General features: G+C 25.7%; 19 protein-coding genes and 2 riboswitches. Of the genes, 13 read left to right on the top strand and 6 right to left on the bottom strand.

Annotated features, from left to right (window positions below):
- The first annotated feature begins 258 nt into the window (after positions 1-258).
- Positions 259-1,836, top strand: coding sequence for a H(+)/Cl(-) exchange transporter ClcA (clcA, locus tag AZI32_RS05840; protein ID WP_061994955.1), 1,578 nt, complete (start codon positions 259-261; stop codon positions 1,834-1,836).
- Between the two features lie 99 nt (positions 1,837-1,935).
- Here clcA and AZI32_RS05835 read toward each other — a convergent pair whose 3' ends face one another.
- A complete protein-coding gene (locus AZI32_RS05835; RefSeq protein WP_061994954.1) occupies positions 1,936-3,099 on the bottom strand; it encodes an iron-containing alcohol dehydrogenase in 1,164 nt (387 codons plus the stop codon).
- 198 nt (positions 3,100-3,297) lie between these two features.
- Positions 3,298-4,083: a Cof-type HAD-IIB family hydrolase gene (locus tag AZI32_RS05830; protein WP_061994953.1), complete on the bottom strand. Its 786-nt coding sequence runs from the start codon at positions 4,081-4,083 to the stop codon at positions 3,298-3,300.
- Between the two features lie 417 nt (positions 4,084-4,500).
- On the opposite strand from AZI32_RS05830, the gene AZI32_RS17900 reads away from it, so the two are divergent.
- Complete coding sequence (locus AZI32_RS17900) at positions 4,501-4,647, top strand: small, acid-soluble spore protein, alpha/beta type (RefSeq protein WP_082761150.1); 147 nt, start codon at positions 4,501-4,503, stop codon at positions 4,645-4,647.
- 69 nt (positions 4,648-4,716) lie between these two features.
- Here the strand turns inward: AZI32_RS17900 and AZI32_RS05825 are convergent, their stop codons facing one another.
- From AZI32_RS05825 to AZI32_RS05815, 3 genes are read right to left on the bottom strand one after another with little or no spacing between them, the layout of a single operon-like run.
- Positions 4,717-5,553: a MetQ/NlpA family ABC transporter substrate-binding protein gene (locus AZI32_RS05825; RefSeq protein WP_061994952.1), complete on the bottom strand. Its 837-nt coding sequence runs from the start codon at positions 5,551-5,553 to the stop codon at positions 4,717-4,719.
- 18 nt (positions 5,554-5,571) lie between these two features.
- Positions 5,572-6,207: a methionine ABC transporter permease gene (locus AZI32_RS05820; RefSeq protein WP_061994951.1), complete on the bottom strand. Its 636-nt coding sequence runs from the start codon at positions 6,205-6,207 to the stop codon at positions 5,572-5,574.
- A complete protein-coding gene (locus AZI32_RS05815; protein WP_061994950.1) occupies positions 6,207-7,241 on the bottom strand; it encodes an ATP-binding cassette domain-containing protein in 1,035 nt (344 codons plus the stop codon). The genes AZI32_RS05820 and AZI32_RS05815 overlap by 1 nt, the downstream gene beginning before the upstream one ends.
- Before the next feature lie 115 nt (positions 7,242-7,356).
- Positions 7,357-7,457: riboswitch (SAM riboswitch) on the bottom strand.
- 67 nt (positions 7,458-7,524) lie between these two features.
- A riboswitch (SAM riboswitch) is annotated at positions 7,525-7,627 on the bottom strand.
- 175 nt (positions 7,628-7,802) lie between these two features.
- Between AZI32_RS05815 and AZI32_RS05810 the strand changes: the two genes are divergently transcribed.
- From AZI32_RS05810 to AZI32_RS05800, 3 genes are all read left to right on the top strand, one after another.
- A complete protein-coding gene (locus AZI32_RS05810) occupies positions 7,803-8,570 on the top strand; it encodes a polysaccharide deacetylase family protein (RefSeq protein WP_061994949.1) in 768 nt (255 codons plus the stop codon).
- Positions 8,571-8,803: 233 nt separating this feature from the next.
- Positions 8,804-9,595 carry a YhfC family intramembrane metalloprotease gene (locus AZI32_RS05805; protein WP_061994948.1) on the top strand — a complete coding sequence of 264 codons (792 nt, stop codon included), beginning with the start codon at positions 8,804-8,806 and terminating at the stop codon, positions 9,593-9,595.
- 183 nt (positions 9,596-9,778) lie between these two features.
- A complete protein-coding gene (locus AZI32_RS05800; protein WP_061994947.1) occupies positions 9,779-10,312 on the top strand; it encodes an isochorismatase family protein in 534 nt (177 codons plus the stop codon).
- Positions 10,313-10,386: 74 nt separating this feature from the next.
- Here the strand turns inward: AZI32_RS05800 and AZI32_RS05795 are convergent, their stop codons facing one another.
- Positions 10,387-10,887 carry a GNAT family protein gene (locus tag AZI32_RS05795; protein ID WP_061994946.1) on the bottom strand — a complete coding sequence of 167 codons (501 nt, stop codon included), beginning with the start codon at positions 10,885-10,887 and terminating at the stop codon, positions 10,387-10,389.
- Between the two features lie 438 nt (positions 10,888-11,325).
- Between AZI32_RS05795 and AZI32_RS05790 the strand changes: the two genes are divergently transcribed.
- The 8 genes from AZI32_RS05790 (at position 11,326) to AZI32_RS05755 (ending at position 23,681) form a co-directional block, all read left to right on the top strand.
- The gene (locus tag AZI32_RS05790; RefSeq protein ID WP_061994945.1) at positions 11,326-12,042 is read left to right on the top strand and encodes a metallophosphoesterase family protein; all 717 of its coding nucleotides are present in this window, start codon (positions 11,326-11,328) and stop codon (positions 12,040-12,042) included.
- A gap of 274 nt (positions 12,043-12,316) precedes the next feature.
- Entirely contained in the window at positions 12,317-13,117 is an 801-nt protein-coding gene (locus AZI32_RS05785; RefSeq protein ID WP_061994944.1) for a hypothetical protein, read from the top strand.
- 20 nt (positions 13,118-13,137) lie between these two features.
- Positions 13,138-14,256, top strand: coding sequence for an ATP-binding protein (locus tag AZI32_RS05780; RefSeq protein ID WP_061994943.1), 1,119 nt, complete (start codon positions 13,138-13,140; stop codon positions 14,254-14,256).
- Positions 14,257-14,265: 9 nt separating this feature from the next.
- Positions 14,266-15,630: a VWA-like domain-containing protein gene (locus AZI32_RS05775; protein WP_061994942.1), complete on the top strand. Its 1,365-nt coding sequence runs from the start codon at positions 14,266-14,268 to the stop codon at positions 15,628-15,630.
- Positions 15,631-15,961: 331 nt separating this feature from the next.
- Positions 15,962-16,993, top strand: a complete 1,032-nt coding sequence (gene mnmH / locus AZI32_RS05770) for a tRNA 2-selenouridine(34) synthase MnmH (RefSeq protein WP_061994941.1) — start codon at positions 15,962-15,964, stop codon at positions 16,991-16,993.
- Positions 16,994-17,522: 529 nt separating this feature from the next.
- A complete protein-coding gene (locus tag AZI32_RS05765; protein WP_061994940.1) occupies positions 17,523-19,466 on the top strand; it encodes a DNA topoisomerase IV subunit B in 1,944 nt (647 codons plus the stop codon).
- 12 nt (positions 19,467-19,478) lie between these two features.
- Positions 19,479-22,388: a DNA topoisomerase IV subunit A gene (locus tag AZI32_RS05760; protein WP_061994939.1), complete on the top strand. Its 2,910-nt coding sequence runs from the start codon at positions 19,479-19,481 to the stop codon at positions 22,386-22,388.
- A 78-nt stretch (positions 22,389-22,466) separates the two neighbouring features.
- Positions 22,467-23,681: a pitrilysin family protein gene (locus AZI32_RS05755; RefSeq protein WP_061994938.1), complete on the top strand. Its 1,215-nt coding sequence runs from the start codon at positions 22,467-22,469 to the stop codon at positions 23,679-23,681.
- The last annotated feature ends 47 nt before the right edge of the window (positions 23,682-23,728 follow it).

The following is a 23,728-nucleotide window of genomic DNA, read 5'->3' as shown; positions in this document are numbered from 1 at the left end:
TGCAAATTAACTTTTCTATGAATAATATTATAATAAAAATTTTGTTATAGAAAAAGTTAATATATATTTCGTGTAAAAAGATAGTTGCTTTAATGTATTTTAAATTTTAATTTATAAATTTGAAATAATTTGATATGAGTTATATAATAAAAAAGAGCAAATTCATATAAAGTATAAATAATTTTAAGTATATGAAAAAGTATTTAAATTTTAAATGCTTAGTTTTTTGCTGTTCATATTAAGAAAAGGAGGATTAAAATGGAGATATCTAAAGATAAAACTACTAATATTTTATCACATAGAAAAAATTTAAGATTTAAGCTTATAATTGAAGGTGCTGTAGTTGGCCTGATTACAGGTATAATTATTGTTTTGAATAGGTTAGCTATAGATAAATTATTTAAAATTTCTAATGATATTTATAGTAGTTCAAAGGGTAACCCTATAAAAATAGCAGTTGTAATTATAATTTTATCATTTTTAGGATATTTAGTTGGTGTGTTAGTAAAGAAAGAGCCGATGATATCAGGTAGTGGGATACCTCAAGTAGAGGGATTTTTAGTTAGAAAATTAAACATTAATTGGTTACGAGTTCTTATAAATAAATTTATAGGTGGAGTGATTTGTTTAGGGGTAGGTCTTTCAGCAGGAAGAGAAGGTCCATCAGTTCAAATGGGAGCAGCAGTTGGACAAGGGTTCTCTAGGATTTTTAAAAGAGTAAATATTGAAGAAAAGTTTTTAACTACAAGTGGAGCTAGTGCAGGATTAGCAGCTGCATTTAATGCACCATTATCAGGGGTAATGTTTGCATTAGAGGAAACTCATAAAAATTTTTCTCCATTAGTTTTACTTTCTGCCATGTCATCAGCACTTACAGCAGATTTTGTGGCAAAGAGATTTTTAGGTTTAGATCCAGCATTAAATTTTAAAGGAATAGCTTCATTGCCTTTGAAGTTTTATTGGGTTTTAATATTATTAGGAGTTTTAGTTGGTATAAGTGGTACAATTTTTAACAAAGGAATATTAAAAAGTCAAAAAATTTATGGTAGCTTTAAGAGAATTCCTATTGAAGTAAAGACAATAATACCTTTTATAGTAACAGGAATTGTAGGTGTGATTTCACCAATATTAATTGGTGGTGGGCATAATCTTATAATGAGTTTGTCAGAAAATAAGTATGCATTGGTAACTTTGTTGCTTTTTTTAGTTATAAAATTTTTATTAGTTCTTATATGCTTTGGTTCAGGTATACCTGGGGGAATATTTTTTCCATTATTAGTACTTGGAGCATTAGTAGGAAATATTTTTGGCATTATAGTATGTTATAGTTTAGGAGTACCTAGCATTTATATATTAACTTTTATAATATTAGCAATGGCAGGACATTTTACTGCAATAGTTAAAGCACCTATAACAGGTATAATATTAATTACAGAGATGACAGGTTCTTTTGATCATATGTTACCTTTAGCAATAGTTTGTATATTTGCATATATAACTTCTGATTTATTAAAATCAGAACCAATTTATGAAAGTTTACTAGAAAATATTTTAAGAAAGAATGGGGAAAATTTTGAAGGAAACAGTAAGACTAAAACATTGATAGAATATGCTATACACATGGGATGTACTACAGAGGGACAATTAATGAAAGATATAAACTGGCCAAAGGATTGTTTAATTGTGGCAATAAAGCGAGGAGACAAAGAAATAATACCTAGAGGATTTACAAGGATACTTAGTGGGGATTATATAGTTGCATTAGTTGATGAAGATAAAGCCTCAAGTATTTTAGAAAAATTAGATAATATATGTACAGGATTATGTAATAATTAATAAATTATTATTTCTTTATAAAAAGAAGTACTATTTAAAGCTAATTAAATAGTATTTCTTTTATTATAAGGATAAAAATTCTGGATTTTAGTTTAATATTTACTCAAAAGCTATTTGAAGTATTTTATAAATATCTTCTCTATTTAACTTTTTAAAAGTACCTAAAGGTGCAGACATTGCTGCATTATCTGCAACAAAATCTAAGTCTTTAAATGAAACTCCTACTTCTTTAAGAGTAGTTGGTGCTCCTATTTCTTTATAGTAGTTTTTAAGAGCTTCAATTGCACTTAATGCGGCCTTTTCATCATCACACTCATTTATATTAAAAATATTTCTACCCATTTTAGCAAATTTACAGATATCTTCTTTATAAACATATTTCATCCATGCAGGCATAATTATAGCAAGACCAGCACCGTGAGATATATCATTTAAAACACTTAATGAATGTTCTATGGAATGAGATGACCAATCTCCAAGTCTTCCTAAGCCATTAAGACCATTTAAAGCTAAAGTTGCAGCAAAAGAAAGCTCACATCTAGAATTATAGTTATTACTATCATTAATAAGAATTTTAGAATGTTTTATTACTGTTCTTATAATGCCTTCGGATAATTCATCTACCATATCTGTATTTTTAGTTCCACCAAAATATGCTTCGAATACATGAGTTATAGTATCTACAGCACCATTAACAGTTTGCTTTGTAGGAAGTGTAGATTGTATTGATGGGTCAAGAATAGATACTCTAGGATAAAGCAATGGAGAACCGAATGACCATTTTTTACCTTCATCTTCGTTTGTTATTACACCACCACAGTTCATTTCAGAACCAGTTGCAGAAAGAGTAAGTACAGTAAATATAGGTAGTGCTTTTGCAAGTTTACCATTACCTTCAAACAAGTCCCAAACATTGCCCTCATAACAAGAACCAGCAGATATAGCTTTAGCAGAATCAATAACACTTCCACCACCTACAGCTACGATTGCTTTTAAGTTATTATTCTTAACTATATCTATACCTTCTTTAACTTTAGAAAGTACTGGGTTTGGTTTAACACCAGAAAGTTCTATAAACTCTATATTATTATTTTTAAGAGATTCAGTAACTAAATCATAAACTCCATTTTTGAAAATAGATCCTTTACCATATAATAAAAGAACTTTATCAATTGAATCAGATTTTATATTAGAACCAAGTGATGATATAGTATCTTTACCAAAAACTAATTTTGTAGGGTTTTTATATGAAAAATTTAACATTGTAGTATCACTCCTAAAATTTATTTGAATATTAATTGAAATTATACAACTACTATATTGATAAATCAATATAGTAGTTGTTTTACTTATTTATTAATATGGCATTATGATTTTAATTAGATGTTTTTATATAATTTTATTGTTAACTAATGTAGAGCAAGTATTGTTCTAAAAATATATATAATTAAAAAGAGGCAGTTATATAACTGCTTCTCTTATAGCTTTAAGCACACCATATTCTTCATTAGTGTCTGTTAAATAATTACTAACTTTTTTTACAGCATCCACAGCGTTTCCCATCGCATAACTATATTTACATGCCTTAAGCATTTCTAAGTCATTATAATAGTCTCCAAATGCCATAGTTTCACTAAAAGAGATGTTAAGTTTATTTTGCAAAAACTTAATAGCAACACCTTTATTAGCATCTTTATTCATAATATCAAGCCAAATATTACCTGAAGTTACAACTTTAAGCTTGTCTTTATATTTTTCATTGAAAACTTCATAAGAATTTCCGTTAGCTCCATTAAAATCACATAAAGTAAATTTTAAAATTTCATCATCTATTGTAGCTATATTATCTACAATTTCTACATTTTCAAAGTATTTTTTTATTTCCTTTACTACAGATGGTTTATTAGTCTGTAAATAAGCTGCCTTTTTTCCACATAAAAGAATATAACAATTATCAAAAGTAGCAGCTAATGAACATAATTCAGGTATTATATCTTTAGAAATACAATTTGAATATAATTCTTTGCCATTTTGAACAATATAAGTTCCATTTTCAGCAGCAAAAATAATATCATTCTTTACTTTGTCAAAAGTCTTAACTAAATTATGATATTGTCTCCCAGAGGCAGCTACAAACATTATACCTTTAGAATTTAGTTTAGAGAGTACAGAATAAAAGTCTAAAGGTAAAATACCGTTAGAGTCTAGTAAAGTGCCATCCATATCACTTGCAATTAATTTTATCATACCGATCACCTTTTCTTAAGTTTGTTTATTAATTTATCTAAATATAAGAATTTAAGATTAATATATAATTTATATATTAATTTTAATTCCTACTTGTTTCATTGAAGTTATAGGGTTCCAAATTTATTCAATAACTTTAAAATATTTTTATACAAAATATAGTGTTGAATTCTAAGTGATTCGGAGCATGTCTCACTATTTTAGGTATCTAAGTTTTGGAATGGATAATTTTAAAGGTTAACTTGAAACCTTATATTCAATGAAATTTATATTTTAAATTAATTATAATATAAAATATTTTAAAAATAAAAAGATTAACTAAAACGAATAATCAGAATATATGTATAATTTTCTCTGCAATACTGATACTATTTATGAGATATATTTAAGATTTAACATAGGAAAGGAGTGAGTAATATGTCACATAAGAATAATAAAAATAGTAAGGATAATAAAAAAGCAGGTCAAAAAACTAAAAAAGAATTAGAAAAAATGAATATGGAAACATCAAATGAAGTAGGTGTTTCTAAAGAATCTAAAAAATTAGGAAAATCAGTTAAATAACTGAACATATTTAAAAAAGGGTATGAATTTTATTCATACCCTTTTAAAGTATATAAGATAAATTTATTATTAATTAGCGGGAAGAATAGCGTTACCATATTTATCTTCTATAAAATGTTTCATTTCATCACTTTTAAGAAAATCAACAAGCTCTTTAAGTGCTTCGTTGTTCTTGTTCTCAGAAGTGGTAGCTATAATATTAACATATTCATTTATATCAGATATATCTTCTGAAAATAATGTAGACTTAGTATCAAGTCCAGCATCTAATGCATAGTTTCCATTTATAATTGCAATATCAACGTCTTCTAATATTCTTGGAAGTTGAGAAGCTTCTATAGATTTAATTTTAAAATTTTTCAGGTTATCTTTTATATCTTTTTCAGTTTGTATAGTTTTATTAGAATCTTTTAGTGTTATAAGCTTTTCCTTTTCTAAAAGTTTTAATGCTCTTGTACCATTTGAACCATCATTTGGTATAGCTATAGTAGAACCTTCTTTTAAGTCATTTAAATTTGTTATTTTTTTTGAGTATGCAGATAAAGGTTCACCATGTATTTCACCAATTGAAATTAGATCAGTACCATTATTTTTATTAAAATCATCTAAATAAGGTTTATGTTGAAAGAAATTAGCATCTAATTCACCAGAATCTAGGGCTTTATTTGGTACAACATAGTCTGTGAATGTTTTAATTTCTAAGTTTATTCCTTTATCTTTTAATTTTGTTTTTGCAAATTCTAAAATTTCAGTATGGGGCACTGGAGAAGCTCCTATAACTATAGTTTTTTCATTAGAATTATTAGTTTCTTTTGAAGAGTCTTTAGAACCACTATTAGGTGAACACGCTGTAAAAATTATTAAAGATAAAGTTAATAAGATTATTGTAAAATAAGATTTTTTCATAAATAAATACCTCCTAAATTAAAGAACTTTTTTGTTGGATTTTTTACATAAATAATTGCCAATGCTTTGAATAAGTTGAACTACTACAATTAAAATTAAGATTGTTAATAAGACAATATTGTTGTTATATCTCATATAACCTTCTCTTATAGCATAATCACCAATACCTTCGCCTCCAACTGCACCAGCCATAGCAGAATACCCTATAATATTTATTATTGTAAGGGTTATTCCAGATATAAGTGATGGAATTGCTTCACGGAGCATTACTTTAAAGATAATTTGCATATTTGTTGCTCCACAAGATAATGCAGCTTCTATAATACCAAATGGAATTTCTTTAAGAGAACTTTCTATAATTCTTGCTACAAATGGAGCAGCTGCTATAGAAAGAGGAAGAATTGCAGCAGTAGTTCCAATAGTTGTTCCAACTATAAATTTAGAAATAGGAAATAATGCAACTATTAAAATTATAAAAGGAATTGACCTAAATATATTTATTATAGTATCTAAAAAAGAATTTAACTTTAAGTTTTCACATAAATGATTTTTACTTGTTAGTACTAAAATAATACCAATCGGAAAACCTATAATTAAAGAGAAAATAGTTGAAAAAAATACCATATATAGTGTTTGTAGTAAAGCATAAATCATTAATTAAGAACCTCCCATCCTATATCATTGTTAATTAAATAATTGCGGATCTCATCTAAATTTTTATTAGAAGCAATATTTACAATAAGATGACCAATTTGAATATTTTGAACAATATCTATGTTTCCAGAGATAATATTTATATCCACATTAAATTCTCTTGAAATATGAGATATTGTAGATGTTGTTGTGTTAGAACCTAAAAATGTAAGTTTAACTATAGAGTGTGAATTTTCACAGCTATTTTTTATAGAATCAGGAACAGTAATATTTTGATTTAAAAATTTTTTTGTTATATTAGAAGTTGGGTTTGCAAATATATCAGTTACATAACCTTGTTCTACTATTTTTCCTTTATCTAATACAGCAACTTTATTACAGATATTTTTTATAACATCCATTTCGTGAGTTATTAAAATCACAGTTATATTAAATTTTTCATTTATAGATTTTAAAAGAGATAGTATTGAATCTGTAGTACTAGGATCTAAGGCAGAAGTAGCCTCATCACATAAAAGAACTTTAGGGTCATTAGCTAGTGCTCTAGCGATACCTACCCTTTGCTTTTGTCCACCAGACAGTTGAGAAGGATAAGAATCTTTCTTATCATAAAGATCAACTAATTTTAAAAGTTCAGTAACTTTTTTAGTTATATCACTGTCAGACATTCCATTTATTCTTAAAGGAAAAGCAATATTTTCAAAAACAGTAGAGTTCATGAGTAAATTGAAATTTTGAAAAATAACGCCTATTTTTTTTCTTATAGAAATAAGCTCTTTATTAGATAAATCTAATATATTTATAAAATCATTGGTATTTTTAAAATCTAATATATTTTTAAAAAGAATTTCGCCCTTAGTAGGCTTTTCAAGTAAATTAATACATCTTAAAACAGAAGATTTACCTGCGCCACTAGGACCAATAATTCCAAATATGTCGCCTTCGTTAATAGTTAAATTTAAATTTTCAAATCCAATAATTTCTTTAAAATTTTTAGATTTATATATTTTAGTTAAATTATTAATTTTTATCATATTTATTTTCACATCCTCAATGTAATTATGGTTAAAACTATAGAAATAGTGTATTGAATATATGTATTAAAATTTAGCAATAAAAAAATCCCCTCCAAAAGATAAGAAGGGGATTTTCTTATCTTTCGGTAAAAACCGCTGGAATTAGCACCTTGCCTAATGAAAGCTGGTTGCTGGGCATCGTAGGGCCAGTCCCTCCGCCACTCTGGATAAGAGTATTTAGATTCATATATTTAATTTTAAAAACAAAAAAACCTCTTTAAAGATAAGAGGATAAATACAAATCTTATCTTTCGGCGTAACACCGCTGGAATTAGCACCATGCTTAATAAAAGCTGGTTGCCGGACTTCATAGGGCCAGATCCCTCAATCACTCGTAATAAGAAAACTATTAAATTTTAACTATATTTTATATTATATAGAAAATAATCAAAATGTCAACATTATTTTGACATTAATACCTATAGTTGAGGATTCTTTAGCATATAAAAAAACAATAATACTAATAATAATATATGACTTTAAAGAATTGCTGAAGATAGAAAGGAAGGATAAACCAATATGAAAAGGAAGAATTTTTTTATAGTTACAATTATTATTAGTGTTATTATTTTCACATCAATAAGCGTTTTAGCTATTTCAGATGATAGTAAATGTAAAGAAAATGATAAAATAGTATATTTAACTTTTGATGATGGACCAACAGAAACAACGTTAGAGGTTTTGAAAATTTTAGATGAGGAAAATATAAAGGCTACATTTTTTGTTATAGGAAAATTAGTAGAAGAAAATCCTAATATCTTAAAAGAAATTAAAGAAAAAAATCATAGTATATGTGCTCATACATATACCCATAATGATAGTAATTATGTAAGTGCAGATGTGTATTTTAATGATTATGAAAAAGTAAAAAATGTTTTAAATGAAAATTTAAATAAGAAAAATTATGAGTTTATGAGAATGCCTGGTGGATCAAGTACAGGAATACCACAAAAATCAACATTAAAACAAATTAGGGATGGTTTAATTAGTAGGGGGTTATATTATGTAGACTGGAATATATCTATTGAAGATGCAATGGGAATAAACATTCCAGTAGAGCAATTAATATGTAACTATTCTAAGGCTATGAATAGTAAAAATCTTGATAAATCAAGAATAATAATTTTAATGCATGATGGTGCATCAAATAAGACTACTCCAAAAGCATTAGGAACAATTATTAAATCTTTAAAAGAACAAGGATATGAATTTAAATCTTTAGATATGGTAGATGAAAAAGAACGTGAAATTCTTATAGAAAAGAAATTAATAAATAGATATAATTAAGATTAGAATTAATAAAATTAAAATATAGAACTATATCCATTATGTACAAAAAATTGTTAGTTTTTTGTACATAAACTACTTTATAATTAAATTGTAACAAATCTATGATATTATGTATAATAAATAAAAAACTAAATAAAAATTTAGAAAAAGAATAACTTCATTAAAAATTCTAAATATAATGTATCACAATATTAAATGCTTTAATTATAATATTTTAAGGAGATGATTTAGTGGTAAGTGGAAGTTCTATATTTTTTATGATAATTACAATTATATTAAGTATTATTGTGCCAATAGCACTTATAGTATTTTTAAGAAAGAAACATAATATATCATTAAAATATGTAATAGTAGGGGCAATTGCTTTTTTAGTGGCAGTTAAATTATTAGAAGGTTCTATACATCAGTATGTTTTATATAATAATGAAAAAACTGCTACGTTCTTAAGACAACCAATAGCATATATGCTTTATGGTGGTCTTATGGCTGGAATATTTGAAGAAACTGCAAGATTTATATGCTTTAAATGGATTTTAAAGAAAGATAGAAGCTTTGAAAATGGTATAGCTTATGGATTAGGACATGGAGGTATAGAAGCTTTTTTAATAGCTGGAAGTATGTATATAAATAATCTTATAACAGCAATTCAGATAAATACGGGTAATTTTGAAAATTTATTAGACAAGGTTGATAATAGTACAGCACAAACATTAATGTATATAAAAGAACAAATGATTCAAATGCCATCTTATACATGGATTATAGCAGGAATAGAGAGATCTAGTTCATTAATAATTCAATTAGGGTTGTCACTTTTAGTTTTGTATGCAGTAAGAGAGGGAAAGATAAGATATTTTTTCTTGGCTATACTATGTCATGCAGTTATAAATTTTCCTGTTGCATTATATCAAGTCAATGCTATAGAGAATATAATCTTCTTAGAAGAGTATTTGGTGATAATTGCTATAGTAATTTTATTCATAATAATAAAAACTAGGAAGAAGTTTAAAGAAAAAATATAATTCAATTCAAAAATAGAGAAGATATTATATAAAAACATAAAATAAGTTCTTGTAATGATTTCATTTTAACTTATAATATTAAAGAGATAGAAAATAATAAATAATCAAATGAAGAAGTAGATTGATTGTTTTCATCAATTTATTTAGTTAAATGTTTAAAGAAAATTATGAGGTGAATATAATATGAAAGCATTAATAGTAGTGGATATGCAAAAACATATTTTAAGTCAAAAAAATTTTAAGGAAGAAAAAGAAAAAATAAGAGAAATTATTAATATATGCAAGGCAAAAGGTGATAAAATAATATTTACAAAACATGTAGAAAAAAGCGATGAGAGTCCTTTTAATCCAAACTGTGACAGAGGAAATATACATGAGGAATTTATAGATTACTGTGATGAATTAGTAATTAAAACTACACCAAGTGCATTTTTCAAAACAAATTTAGAAGAAATATTAAAGGCAAATAACATAAATGAAGTTATAATTGTAGGTTTTAATACAGAATTCTGTTGTATGTTTACAGCAATAGCAGCTTTTGATAGAGGATATAAAGTTACTTTTATAGAAGATGCTACAGGAACTGTTAATAGTTCTGAAACGTATGATATGGAAGATTTAGATATAAAAGATTTAGTTGGTTCAGTGCTAAATTGGTCTGGACAAATAGAAGTTTTGTATTTAAATGAATTTTTAGAATTAGAAAATATAAAATAAATAAAAACAGTGTATATTAAAATAATTTTAATGATACACTGTTTTTTTATATAAAATAATACACACTTGCAAAACTAACGATTTAATGAAGCAAACACTAAAACATCAAAGAAATTATTATTATTAAAATATGACATTTCTTTAGTGCCTTCTAAATTAAAATCTAAATTTTCTAATATTTTTTTTCCTAATAGATTAGAACTACAAATATTACATTCTAATCTAATACACCCTTGTTTAAAAAGTTCTTTTCTAAACAAAATTAAAGATTCCTCCATTAGTTTAGAATTATTTTCATTTATTACAAAATCTATATCAGCAATTTTTCCATTATTAAAAAATTTACTGTGTATATAACCTATATGGTTTCTTGTTTCTTTTAATGTGATAAGTAAATATAACTCATCATCTTTAGAAATACTATTTTTGATTTTTTCTTTTTGAGCATTTTTTGATACTTCAGCATAGTTTAAAATAAAATTTTTATTTTTTTCTTTAAGTTCATAAATAAAATCTGAATCCTTAAGTATTAATGGTCTTAAATACAATTTATCATTTTCACAAAACATATACATAAATTCAGCCCTCCAATGTATAGCAATTTAGTATGAGTAAATTAATAATTTAGTCCACAACGTATAAGTCATAAGTCTCAAAAAAGCATGTTTGATTTCAAATACTAATAGATAAAATCATATCTATTTAATTCCATAGGAACATTTTAACATTAAATACAAAATATTAAAACTATCAGGTTAAAAGTTAAAAGAAATTTAATTAATATAGATTTAAAAGATAGTTTGAAACCTTATAATAAAATCATATAGTATATTTTAAAATATATATGGATAAAATAGTATAATGAATAAAATGTTAATTACATATAAAAATTGTTAAAAATAGTAAAAATAATTGTTTAAAAAAATTTAAGTGATATAATATATACAAATAACTATTTGGAAAATTTAGAAAATTAAGTATTATTTCAATGAAACATCAAAGGAGAGTAGTCTATGGGGAAGGAAAAAGTATTAGTTATTGCTGATATTCATAGTAATATGGAAGCTTTCAATGTTTTTTTACAGTACGCAGAAAAAGAAAATGTAGATAAGATTTTGAATTTAGGTGACTTTATACAGGAAGGGCCTAATCCTTTAGAAGTTTTTGATATTATTATGAATGATAAAAGGTTTATAAATATTTTAGGGAATACTGATTATTCAATAGTTACTAATTGTTGTGAAGAATTTACGGAAGGTGAAAAGGAACATCAAAAGTGGAATATTAATCTTCTAGGTGAAGAAAGGATTAATAAATTAAAAACCGTTCCTACAGAAAGAATAATTGAAATAAAAGGAAAAAAAATTCTTATGGTTCATTCCAGAATAGATAGTATGAATGAATTACCGCTTCTTTATCAAGAAGTAACTTTGGATGAATTTACAGAAGATTATGGGGATGTTTGCGATTATGTTTTAATTGGGCATAGTCATTGCCAAACACTTGTAAAATATTGGAAAGGAAAACCTATAATAAATCCAGGATCTATAGGATGTTCTAGAGATGGTGGGTATGTAAGCTTTGCGGTTATGGAATTCGACGATGATGGAACTGTAGATATTTCTTTTAAAAGTATAAAGTATAATATAGACAAAACTATAATGGAATTTTTCAATGAAAATGTTCCTGATAAAGATAATATATTAAAATTATTTTACAATTTAGGATAATTTTATTATATATAACAAACAAGATAATTAGTTTAAATATGTAAAGGTTAGCATAAATAGATTCTATTAATGGATTTTATTTATTATATAAAAGAATATAAAAATAATTAGTCAAAACTTTAAAAGTGTCATATTAAAATTACATTTTTAAGATTTTGACTTTTATTTTTATGTGAAAATATATTTGAAAAAACAAGAAAAAAAATATATAATTACAATATAACGGATAATAATTATTAATAAGGAATAGTTAAAAATTTATAGAGGTATTTATATGAATGAGGAAAAAATTTTAAAGTTAATAAAAGAAAACCCTATAGTAATAAAAAACATAAATAATCCTACTGATGATATGAAAATTGCAGCAATAAGTAAAAATGGATTAATGATAAAATATATAAATAATCCAGGTGAAGAAATGAAAAAAAATGCAGTAAAAAATAATGTCTGGGCAATTGAATTTATTGAGAATCCAAATGAAGAAATACAGAAAATTGCAGTTGAAAATTCATGGAATGCATTAAAATTTATAAAAAATCCAAGCGAAAAAATAGTGAGATTAGGAATTGCACAAAAAGGATGGGCTGTACAGTATTGTGAAAATCCAAGTGAAGAAATACAAATTTTAGCTATAGAGAAAGACTATGATTCTATAAAATATATAAAAAATCCAAGTGAAAAAATTCAAAAGTTAGCAATTGAAAAAGATTATCATGCATTAAGGTATATTGAAAACCCAAAGGAAAGTATTGAAAGATTAGCAGTTAAAATTAATGAAGCATCAGTACAGTTGGTTAAGGAGTTGAATTATGAAAAAAAAGTGTCTTTTTTAAAAGAAAATATATTAGCTATAAAATATTTTAAAAATCACATAGATATTGAAAAAATAGAAGATATATTAAAAGAGATTTTCTCTAATGAAGATGTAGAAGATAAATACGTTAGAGATTTTTTAAACTGTAAGTCTATTGGTATAAATCAAAATAATATATCAATGGATAAAATTATGTTTATATACAGATTCGGTAGTGCAAAATGTAAAAGAATTGCAGTAGATGAAAAATTAAAATATTAAAGATAAGGAAGAGTTGAAATATGAATTTTGAAGATACATTGTTAGCAGCAGAATTAATTATTCAAACTAATGAAGTTCCATTAATAGTTGGACAAAGTGGTATAGGAAAAACTGCTTTAGCAAAAGAATTAGCTAATAAAAATAATTGGAGTATGTTTATTATTGATGGTAATTTATTAAAAGAAGGAGAGATTGGTGGATTACCAACAGTTGATGAATACAAATACTTAGATGAAAACAAATTAGAACATATTGAAAAGAGAACAGTGTATGCAGTGCATACTAAGCTACAACAAATTCAGCAAGCTATAAATAGTGGAAAAGAAGTGTTACTTTTCATAGATGAAATCAATCGCTGTGAACATACTGTTCAACAAGAACTTATGAACTTAATTTTGAATAAAGAAATAAATGGATATAATTTACATGAATCTGTAAAATTATTAGCAGCCATGAATCCATCAAGTAAGTATGAGGATGATTTCGATTATCAAGTTATAGATATGGATCCAGCTCAAGAAAATAGATTTGTATGGCTTGAAATGGAAAGCAATGTTGAAAATTGGATTCAATGGGCAATAAATAATAAATTAGAAGAAAAAGTTATAGAATTTATATCTACATTTCCTGAATATTTGCATAGTAGTAAAAGTAGTGAAAGAATAAAAGCAACACCAAGAAGTTTTGAAAGGGTATCAAAGAGTTATAAATTATATAAAGAAGAAAGTTATAGAATACCTAAAAAAATATTTTTTAATATATTGAAAGGTAATGTTGGAAGTGAAATTGCTCAGGAGTTTATGGCTTTTATAGAAAGTAGTACATTACCGTTAATTACATACAAAGAAGTATTTGATGAAGAAAGTTTATCTGAAGATGTAATTTTTAGACTAAAAAAAGAAAGTCACACAAGGTTATATTTAACTATAAAAAACATATTAATTTCTATGGAAAATAATGAAATATCTTCTGAAAAAATACAGCGTTTAGTGGAATTCATAGGATACTATCCCGTTGATTTAAAAATTGGAATTATGAAGGATATAAAAGGACAATACAAAAATATTTATAAAGAATGTTTGAAAAATAATAATTTTATAGAAGGTTATTTTAAGGCATATACCAGCATAAATGGATAGGTGAGGATTATGAAAAGTTTTTATGAATTAAAGGAAGAGTTATACAATGAAATATCTAATATTCAATATATAAAAGATATAAATAATGATTTTGAGGATAGATTTTTTCAATTAATAGATAAAATTAATTTTTTATTAATAGATGATAGTGAAAATTTCTATGGATACTTTTTATTGAAAATGGATAGAAAAATAAAATATGATGTTACATCACCTACAGCTATAAGTCTGAATATTTCTGGATATACTATATATTTTAATCCAATATTGTTTTTAATGTTAGATTTAAATCAGATGAAAACCTCAATTAAACATGAAATTATACATATAATATCATTACATTTAGTAAGAGGTAAAGAATTAAAAAACAAATTTAGTACGCTGGCTATAAATATGGCTATGGATATAGTCGTAAACCAATATCTTGATTATTTGCCACCATATGCAACAACTATTGAATGGGTAAATTTAAAGTATAATTTAGCTTTAAAGCCTTATAGGAGTATGGAGGAATATATCTTAGAAATTCAAAAGGAATTAGATTTATTAGATGATAATAAAGATGGAGAAGAGGAGGATACAAAAGAAAACGATTCAATAGAAAAAGAATATGATGTAGCTAGAACCCATGATAGTTGGGGAAAAAGTGATTTTTATGATGAAAAGATTGTAAAAAGTATAACCCAAAAGATTGTTAATGATTCTAAAAAAAATAATGTTGATTTCTATGTGGAAAACATCCTATCAGATTTGAACTCCAATAATAATAAGATTTCATGGAATTTATACTTAAAAAAAATTATGGGAACACTAGAAAAAGGACGAAAAAAGACAATAACAAGAAGAAATAGAAGACAGCCTAATAGATTAGATTTAAGGGGGGAACTTTCTAATCATATTGCTAGAATTGTAGTAGCTATAGATATAAGTGGAAGTATAAGTGATGAAGAATTTAATGAGGCAATAAATGAAGTGTTAAATATTGTTAAAAATTATAAATATGAAATTACAATAATAGAGTGTGACACTAAAATTAGAAGGACATATAAAGTTAAAATTTCAAAAGATATAAAGGATAGATTAAATACTAGGGGTGGCACTAGTTTTTCACCAGTATTTAAATATGTAAATAATACAGATACAAATATATTAATATATTTTACAGATGGAAAAGGAGAAAGAGAATTAGAAGTAAAACCAGGAAAATACAAAACACTTTGGATTATATCAGGGAAAGGTGATGAATTATCCCTTGAAAATAAATTTGGGGTAATAAAAAAACTAAAAGATGTAAAAAGTAAAGAAGATACCATAGATATGATGGATATAAGAAGTGATGGTTGGTCAATGAACAATCAACAACCTATATTATAATAAAATAACAAATTGAAGCTTAATTAAATTATATGATTAAATTAAAAAACAAAATAAACTAATAAAAACAAGGTGTTTTAGACTTTGATATAATAATTTTTAAAAGACACCTTTTTTTATTTTGTTTAATAAATTTAAAAAAATAATAATAATTATTTAAAATTTAAATTAAGCATATGTTGACATTGGTGCATTGAAACTATTAAAATATAACTTTGAGTAGAAACTTTAACAATTTATAATTCACAAGGCATAAAAATATATAGATTTTTAAATAAATATTTATTATTTGTGGACTGTGAATTGTGAATTGAAGATTTGGAGGCTTATTATGTTTCAGACCACAGAATATAAGGAATTAAAAGGAGATTATGTTTTAGTAGATGTTAGAAGTCCACTAGAATATAAAGAAAATACTATTCCAGGTGCTGTAAACATACCACTTTTTAATGACGAAGAAAGAGCTTTAGTAGGAACTATATACAAACAGGAATCTACAGAAAAAGCTAAAAGAACTGGTATGGAAATAGTATCGAAAAAATTGCCGTCAATATACGATGAATTTTTGGAATTGGGAAAAAATCATAAAAAAATAGTACTTTTTTGTGCTAGAGGTGGCATGAGAAGTGGATCTTTAGTTGCATTATTATCATCTCTAGGGATGAGAGTTGAAAGGATTAAAGGTGGATATAAAAGTTATAGAAGTTATGTTTTAGAAGAATTACCAAAGGTCAATGAACAAGTTAAATATATAGTTCTTCATGGCAATACAGGTGTAGGTAAAACAGAAATATTAAAAAAATTAAAATCTGATGGGTATGATATATTAGATTTAGAAGGGTTTGCTAATCATCGAGGTTCTATTTTAGGATCTGTAGGCCTTGGTGATGTTAATTCACAGAAAAAGTTTGAAAGTTTAATTTTAAATGAACTTAAACATAGGAATAGTGACTTTGTTTTTATAGAAGCGGAGAGCAAAAGGATAGGTAGAGTAATTATTCCAGAGTACATACATGAATCAATGAAAAATGGAATACATATATTTGTAGATGCAGATTTAGATTTTAGATGTAATTTAATAGTTAAAGAATATACTAAATGTAAAACATCAAATGAAGAAATCTGTGATTCAATAATTAAAATAAAAAAGATTTTAAGTAAAGAATGTTTAGAAGAATTTTGCAAAAAAGTTATGGAAAATGACTATGAAGAAGTAGTAAAAGAACTTATGGTAAAGTACTATGATCCAATGTATATGCATAGTGCTAATCAATATGATTACGACTTGAAAATTTTTGTTTCAACAGTAGAAAAAGCGGCTAAAGAATTAGAGAGTTTTGTAGATAATCATTTAAAAAAGTAAGTAGTTTATCTTTATATACATATTTAGAGTATTAAGAAATTCACAAAATTTACAATTTGATTCAAATAACAATTATTAAAAATGGCAATTGGTAATTATTAAAATTAATATTATACTTGATTTAAAACAATATAAAAATAGAATGTAACTATTGATTTTTGTATTGTTTTTATAAAGCTAAGATAAATATTAATAGGTTACTAGTTGTCTATTTTCAATTAATTAAAATTACACAATATATAAAATTTTGTATTTTAATAAAAATAGGTTATAATATATTCCTTGATGTATTTAAAATAGATTTTATGAAAAAATCAAATTTTTTCCTCCATAATTGAAGTTTTTTATTTAATAATTATGATAAGAGGAAGGTAAATATTTAGACACTTATTTAAGCAAAATTTATTTATATAAGGTTTATTTGTGTTTATAAAATAATAAGAATTAAAAATATATAAGAGTTGAAATATGAATTTAGAACTCTTTAATTTTGAAAATAAAGTAAAATAATTAACATAGGAGGCTTAAAATGAAGGAAGTTAATAGTTATGAAGTTACGGATTTGACCTCTTTAGAAAAATTAGAGCCTGTAAGAGTAAGACCTGGTATGTATATTGGTTCTACAGGAACTAAAGGATTACACCATTGTATTTGGGAAATATTAGATAATGCTATAGATGAAGTTGCCAATGGATATGGTGATAAAGCAGAAGTTATATTAAATAAAGATAAAAGTGTAACAATTACGGATAATGGTAGAGGTATTCCTACTGGTATACATCCTTTAAAGAAAAAATCAGGAGTAGAAATGGTTTATACTGAGCTCCATACTGGAGGAAAGTTTAACAATTCTAATTATAAAACATCTGGGGGGCTACATGGTGTTGGTGCAGCTGTTGTTAATGCATTGTCTTCGTGGCTTCAAGTAGAGGTAATGCAAAAGGGTAAGATTTTTAGACAAAGATTTGAGTATGCACATGATAAGCAATTAAAAAGAAAAATGCCAGGTACACCTGTTACTGCTTTAGAAGCAATAGGAAATACAAAAAAAACAGGTACCAAAATAACTTTCTTATTAGATAAAGAAATATTTGGGAACGTAGACTATAAGTTTGATATTATAGATGAAAGATTACAAGAGTTAGCTTTTCAAAATAAAGGTATAACTTTAGTTTTAAGAGATGAAAGAAAAGAAGAGGCAGTGGAAAAAGTTTATCATTCAGAAAGAGGACTTTTAGATTTTATAGAATATTTAAATGAAAGTAAAACACCATTGCATAAAGATCCTATAATTTTTAGCGGAGAAAAACAAATAAATGGATTGAATTTAGAAGGTGAAGTTTGTATACAGTTTACAGATTCAACAACGGAGTACATAGCAAGTTATGTAAATAATATTCCAACTACTGAAGCTGGAACCCATGAAACAGGATTTAAGACTGGTATGACGAGAATATTCAAAGAATGGTGTAAAAAACTTAATCTTCTCAAGGAAAAAGATAAAGAGTTTGAAGGTGATGATTTAAGGGAGGGTATGACTGCAATAGTTAAAATAAAAGTTAGTAACCCTATATTTGAAGGTCAGACTAAAACTAAGCTTGGTAATGCTGAAGCTTATTCTATGATGAACGAACTTTGTTATAATAAAATTGGAGAATGGATAGAAGATAACAAAGAAGTTGCTACAAGTATAATGAATAATGCTATACTTGCATCTCAACGTAGAGAAAAAATAAAAAAAATAAATGATGCAGAAAAGAAAAAGATAGGAAATGGAACTTCTCCTTTAGCAGGAAAAGTAGCAGTATGCACACTAAAAGATAATAGTTTTACTGAGTTTATAGTTGTTGAAGGTGACTCGGCAGGAGGAAGTGCAAAGCAAGCCAGAGATAGAAGGTTTCAAAGTATAATGCCTTCAAAAGGTAAAATAATGAATACGGAAAAACAAAAGCTAGAAAATGTTATTGCTAGTGAAGAATTAAAAATATTTAATACAGCTATTGGAACTGGAATTTTAGATAGTTATAAAGAAGAAAATCTTAAGTACGATAAAATAATAATATTAAGTGATGCTGATGTGGATGGGTATCATATTAGAACACTATGGATGACATATATTTATAGATATATGAGACAATTAATTCAAAATGGACATCTTTATATAGCACTTCCACCATTATATAAGGTTTATAAAAATGTTAAAAATAAAGAACAAAATATTTATGTTTATAATGATGAAAAATTAGAAGAAGCTAAGAAAAAAATTGGCAAAGGTGCATTAATTCAAAGATATAAAGGTCTTGGAGAGATGAATCCAGATCAATTATGGAACACAACACTAAATCCAGAAACAAGAACACTTCAAAGAGTTACAATAGAAGATGCGGCAAAAGCTGAAAAAATGATTTCACTTTTAATGGGTGATATTGTTGAACCAAGAAAAAATTATATGTATAAGTATGCAGAATTTTAGGAGGGAGAATTTATGGCGAAAAAAATAAATAAAGAAATACCAAAAGATAACAATATTTTAAATACACCAATAGATGAAGCTATGCCAGAGAATTATCTTCCTTATGCAGTTGAGGTTGCAAAAGATAGAGCACTTCCAGATGTTAGAGATGGATTAAAGCCAGTTCATAGAAGAATTCTTTATGGTGCATATATGTTAAAGGCATATCCGGATAAGCCGTATTATAAGTCAGCTAGAATTGTAGGAGATATATTAGGTAAATATCATCCACATGGAGATACTTCTGTATATGATGCAATGGTAATATTAGCTCAAGACTTTTCAACAAGAATGCCACTTATAGATGGTCATGGAAACTGGGGAAGTATAGATGGAGATAGTGCAGCAGCTATGCGTTATACTGAAGCGAGACTTTCTAATATTGCAATGGAAATGTTAAGAGATATAGAAAAAGATGTAGTAGACATGGATTTAAACTATTCTGATACAGAAAAGGAACCTACAGTATTACCTGCTAGATATCCTAATTTATTAGTAAATGGAGTTTTTGGTATAGCTGTAGGACTTGCTACAAATATACCACCACATAATTTAGGTGAGGTAATAGATGGTGCACTTGCTTATGCTGAAAATAGTGAAATAACCACAAAAGAATTAATGAACTATATAAAAGGACCGGACCTTCCAACAGGTGGAACGCTTATAGGAAAAAATGCTATACTAGCTGCATATGAGACAGGAGAGGGAAAGGTTACATTAAGGGCAAAAACACATATAGAAGAACTAGAAAATAATAGATTAGCTATAGTTATAAATGAATTCCCATATAGAAAAAACAAAGCTAAAATACTTCAAAACATATCAGATATGACCGGTGATAAAAAACATTCAAAAGCATTAGATATAATTTCAGATATAAGAGATGAATCAGATAGAAATGGAATTAGGGCTGTTATAGAATTTAAAAAAAGTGCAACAAAAGAACTTGTAAATAAAGTTCAAAAATATTTATTTAAAAAAACAGAGCTTCAATGTAATATATCCTTTAATATGGTAGCTATTGCAAATGGAAAGCCTGAAACATTAGGACTAAAATCTATAATATCTCATTATATAAATCATCAAAAGGATGTTGTAACAAAAAGAACAAAAAAAGACCTTGAAAGAGCAGAAAAAAGATTTCATATAGTAGAAGGTTTTATAAAAGCTATAGATGTCATGGATGATGTTATTAAGACGATAAGACAATCTAAATCTAAAAAGGATGCGTCTATAAACTTAATAAATAACTTTGCATTTACTCAAATACAATCAGAAGCTATTTTAGAGCTTATGCTGTATAGGCTTACAGGTCTTGAGGTTAAAACTTTTGAAAAGGAATATAAAGAACTTGAAAGCTTTATGAGAAAGTTAAGAAAAATATTAAGTGATGAAAAAGAACTTATAAAGGTTATAAGAAAAGAACTTTTAGAAATAAAAGATAAGTATAATGATGATAGAAGAACTGTTATTGTTGAGAATGATGAAGAAGCTAAAATTGAAGTAGAAGAGTTGATAATTGAAGAAGACGTTGTAATTACACTTTCTAATGAAGGATTTGTAAAAAGAATTGCTCAAAAATCATTTATTAGAACTTCACAGGATATAAATGATATAGAGCATAGAGAAGGAGATTTTAATAAATTTCTGATACAGGGTAATACAAAAGATACTCTTGTGATGTTTACTAATTTAGGTAATATGTATCAAGTAAAGATAAATAATATACCAGAATTTAAATGGAAAGAAAAAGGCGAAAAAATTGAAAGTATTATAAAAACATTAAATTTAGATAATGAACAAATAATTAATGCTTTTGTAATAGATGCTTTTGAAAAACCTTTAGATATAATGTTTATAACATCTAAAGGAATCTTGAAAAAAACAGAGCTTAGTAAATTTAATACTAATTACTCTAAGCTTCTAGCTATAAAGCTTAGACGTGATGAAAAGTTAATAAATGTGTCAATATTAAACAAAGATAGAGAAGAACAGTTTATAAAAATAGAAAGTAAAAATGGATTGGTGTTTACTGTAGAGGAGCCTACTTTAGAATGTACAGATAAGAATGCTTTGGGAAGTGAAATATATACATTGCCTAATAACGATGAGGGAATAAATGCTGAATATACTGGTGAGTTTTATTTTAAAGAATTCTATTTAAGTATTAATTCTAAAAATTTACTAAGAGTATCTCAAAGAGCTACACAAGAAGATGTATGCATTCTAACAAACAGTATGGAAGAAATATTAATTTTCACTGAAGGTGGGATTGTATATAAATTAAAGGGATATATGTTGCATAATGTAGGTAATAAAAAAGGTAATTCATTGAAAGAATTTGTAGAAGAGTATGATCCTAAAGACACTATAATATCAATGTATTCTTTTAATAAATATAATGATGATTTAAGTTTCTATTTTATAACACAAAATGGATTAATAAAAAGAACTAACATTACAGAGTTTAGTGGAAGCTATATAGATACAGTAGCATGCAAATTAAGAGGTGCCGATAATGTTATAAAAGTTGTAGAAGATAAGGGTGAAAATGATATCATAGTTATTACTAAGAATGCAATGGCTATAAGATTTGCATTAGAAAGCATAAATCCTATGGGAAGAAATGCTAGTGGGGTAACTGCTATTAGTTTAAAAGATGATGATATAGTTAGTTATGCTAAAATAGTAGATGCAAATGAAGATATTATTAATGATGAGGTTTGTGTTGATAAATTAAATAGTAGTTTAATTCTTACTACTGTAAGTGGAAATAGTAAAAAGATATCTATAAATGAGATAATACCTCAAAATAGAGCTGGAAGAGGAAGAAGTATAATGCAGTTACTAGATGATGAAATTGCAGAAGTAAATATAGAATAAAAAATAATAACTAGCTAATATAGAGCTTAAAAGTCTATTTGGCTAGTTATTTTTAAAATTTATAAATAGGGGTAAGATATGGAAAAAATAGTTTTAGATAATGGATTAAAATTGATTTATACTAATACAAAAACAGATATTACATCCTTCACTATAGCAATAGATGGTGGAGCCATAAAGGAAAGAGAAGATGAAATAGGGCTTAGTCATATAGTAGAGCATATGGTATTTAAAGGAACAAAAAGTAGAAGTGAAATAGATATAAACAAAGAGTGTGATAAAATTTTTGGATTTCATAATGCTATGACAAATTATCCTTATGTAGTATATTATGGAACATCTTTATCAGAAGACTTTGAACGTGGATTAGAACTTTATAGTGATATAATTTTAAATCCTACATTTGAAGAGAAATATTTTAAAGAAGAAATTTCAGTTATATGTGAAGAACTTAAAGAATGGAGTGATGATGTATCACAACATTGTGAAGATAAAGTTTTATATAATGGATTTTCTAAAAGAAGAATTAAAGATTTAATTATAGGAAATGAAAGTTTAATAAAAAAATATACTATAGAAGATGTGAAAAAATATTATAATAAGTACTATCATATTAATAATATGGTTATATCAGTAGTTTCATCTATATCCTTTGAAGAAGTGATAAAGATAGTTGAAAATTATTTTAAAAATGGCTATATTAAAGAAAAAGAAAAAGAAAGCATCATTTATGAAAAAAATATAAATAATATTTTTTATGAATATAAAGAAGGAATAAATTCTAGTAAAATACAGTATATCTTTTCTATTGATGAGTTAAGTGATAGAGAAATAACCATTTTGAGAATTTTTAATAGTTATTTTGGAGAGGGAACTAGCTCAGTTTTGTATGATGAAATAAGAACTAAAAGAGGGCTAGTATATGATATAAAAGGTTTTTTGAAAAATGAATCAGGAATAAAATTATATTCAATAAGTTTAGGAACATCTAAGGAAAATATAGAATTAGCAATGAAATTAATAGATGATAACATTAAAAAAACTGTAAATTTTAAAAAGATATTTACAGAGGAAAAAATACAGTCTATAGTTAAAAACTGTAAATTGAAAAGAATGTTAGGTCTTGAAAAATCAATAGCGTTAAGCTTTAATACTGCTATATATGAACTTATGTATGGCGATTGTAATTTATTATTTGATGAATTTGAAATTGAAAATATAACAGAAAATGAAATTCTAGAGATTGTGAATAAAGTGTTAAAAAATCCTACAATACAAGTAATTACAGGTTAGTTAAAAACATAAAAAACTATGAAATTATTTATATAAATAGTTTCATA

This window comes from Clostridium sp. ATCC 25772 (assembly GCF_001573875.1).
Taxonomy (GTDB): domain Bacteria; phylum Bacillota; class Clostridia; order Clostridiales; family Clostridiaceae; genus Clostridium_J; species Clostridium_J senegalense.
Note: the sequence above shows the minus strand (reverse complement) of the source record. Positions and strands in the feature narration are given on the sequence as shown.

Excerpts from the sequence above, each read along its gene's own strand:
- clcA (WP_061994955.1), top strand. The coding sequence starts at position 259 with ATGGAGATATCTAAAGATAAAACTACTAATATTTTATCACATAGAAAA.
- AZI32_RS05835 (WP_061994954.1), bottom strand. The coding sequence starts at position 3,099 with ATGTTAAATTTTTCATATAAAAACCCTACAAAATTAGTTTTTGGTAAA.
- AZI32_RS05830 (WP_061994953.1), bottom strand. The coding sequence starts at position 4,083 with ATGATAAAATTAATTGCAAGTGATATGGATGGCACTTTACTAGACTCT.
- AZI32_RS17900 (WP_082761150.1), top strand. The coding sequence starts at position 4,501 with ATGTCACATAAGAATAATAAAAATAGTAAGGATAATAAAAAAGCAGGT.
- AZI32_RS05825 (WP_061994952.1), bottom strand. The coding sequence starts at position 5,553 with ATGAAAAAATCTTATTTTACAATAATCTTATTAACTTTATCTTTAATA.
- AZI32_RS05820 (WP_061994951.1), bottom strand. The coding sequence starts at position 6,207 with ATGATTTATGCTTTACTACAAACACTATATATGGTATTTTTTTCAACT.
- AZI32_RS05815 (WP_061994950.1), bottom strand. The coding sequence starts at position 7,241 with ATGATAAAAATTAATAATTTAACTAAAATATATAAATCTAAAAATTTT.
- AZI32_RS05810 (WP_061994949.1), top strand. The coding sequence starts at position 7,803 with ATGAAAAGGAAGAATTTTTTTATAGTTACAATTATTATTAGTGTTATT.
- AZI32_RS05800 (WP_061994947.1), top strand. The coding sequence starts at position 9,779 with ATGAAAGCATTAATAGTAGTGGATATGCAAAAACATATTTTAAGTCAA.
- AZI32_RS05795 (WP_061994946.1), bottom strand. The coding sequence starts at position 10,887 with ATGTATATGTTTTGTGAAAATGATAAATTGTATTTAAGACCATTAATA.
- AZI32_RS05790 (WP_061994945.1), top strand. The coding sequence starts at position 11,326 with ATGGGGAAGGAAAAAGTATTAGTTATTGCTGATATTCATAGTAATATG.
- AZI32_RS05785 (WP_061994944.1), top strand. The coding sequence starts at position 12,317 with ATGAATGAGGAAAAAATTTTAAAGTTAATAAAAGAAAACCCTATAGTA.
- AZI32_RS05780 (WP_061994943.1), top strand. The coding sequence starts at position 13,138 with ATGAATTTTGAAGATACATTGTTAGCAGCAGAATTAATTATTCAAACT.
- AZI32_RS05775 (WP_061994942.1), top strand. The coding sequence starts at position 14,266 with ATGAAAAGTTTTTATGAATTAAAGGAAGAGTTATACAATGAAATATCT.
- mnmH (WP_061994941.1), top strand. The coding sequence starts at position 15,962 with ATGTTTCAGACCACAGAATATAAGGAATTAAAAGGAGATTATGTTTTA.
- AZI32_RS05765 (WP_061994940.1), top strand. The coding sequence starts at position 17,523 with ATGAAGGAAGTTAATAGTTATGAAGTTACGGATTTGACCTCTTTAGAA.
- AZI32_RS05760 (WP_061994939.1), top strand. The coding sequence starts at position 19,479 with ATGGCGAAAAAAATAAATAAAGAAATACCAAAAGATAACAATATTTTA.
- AZI32_RS05755 (WP_061994938.1), top strand. The coding sequence starts at position 22,467 with ATGGAAAAAATAGTTTTAGATAATGGATTAAAATTGATTTATACTAAT.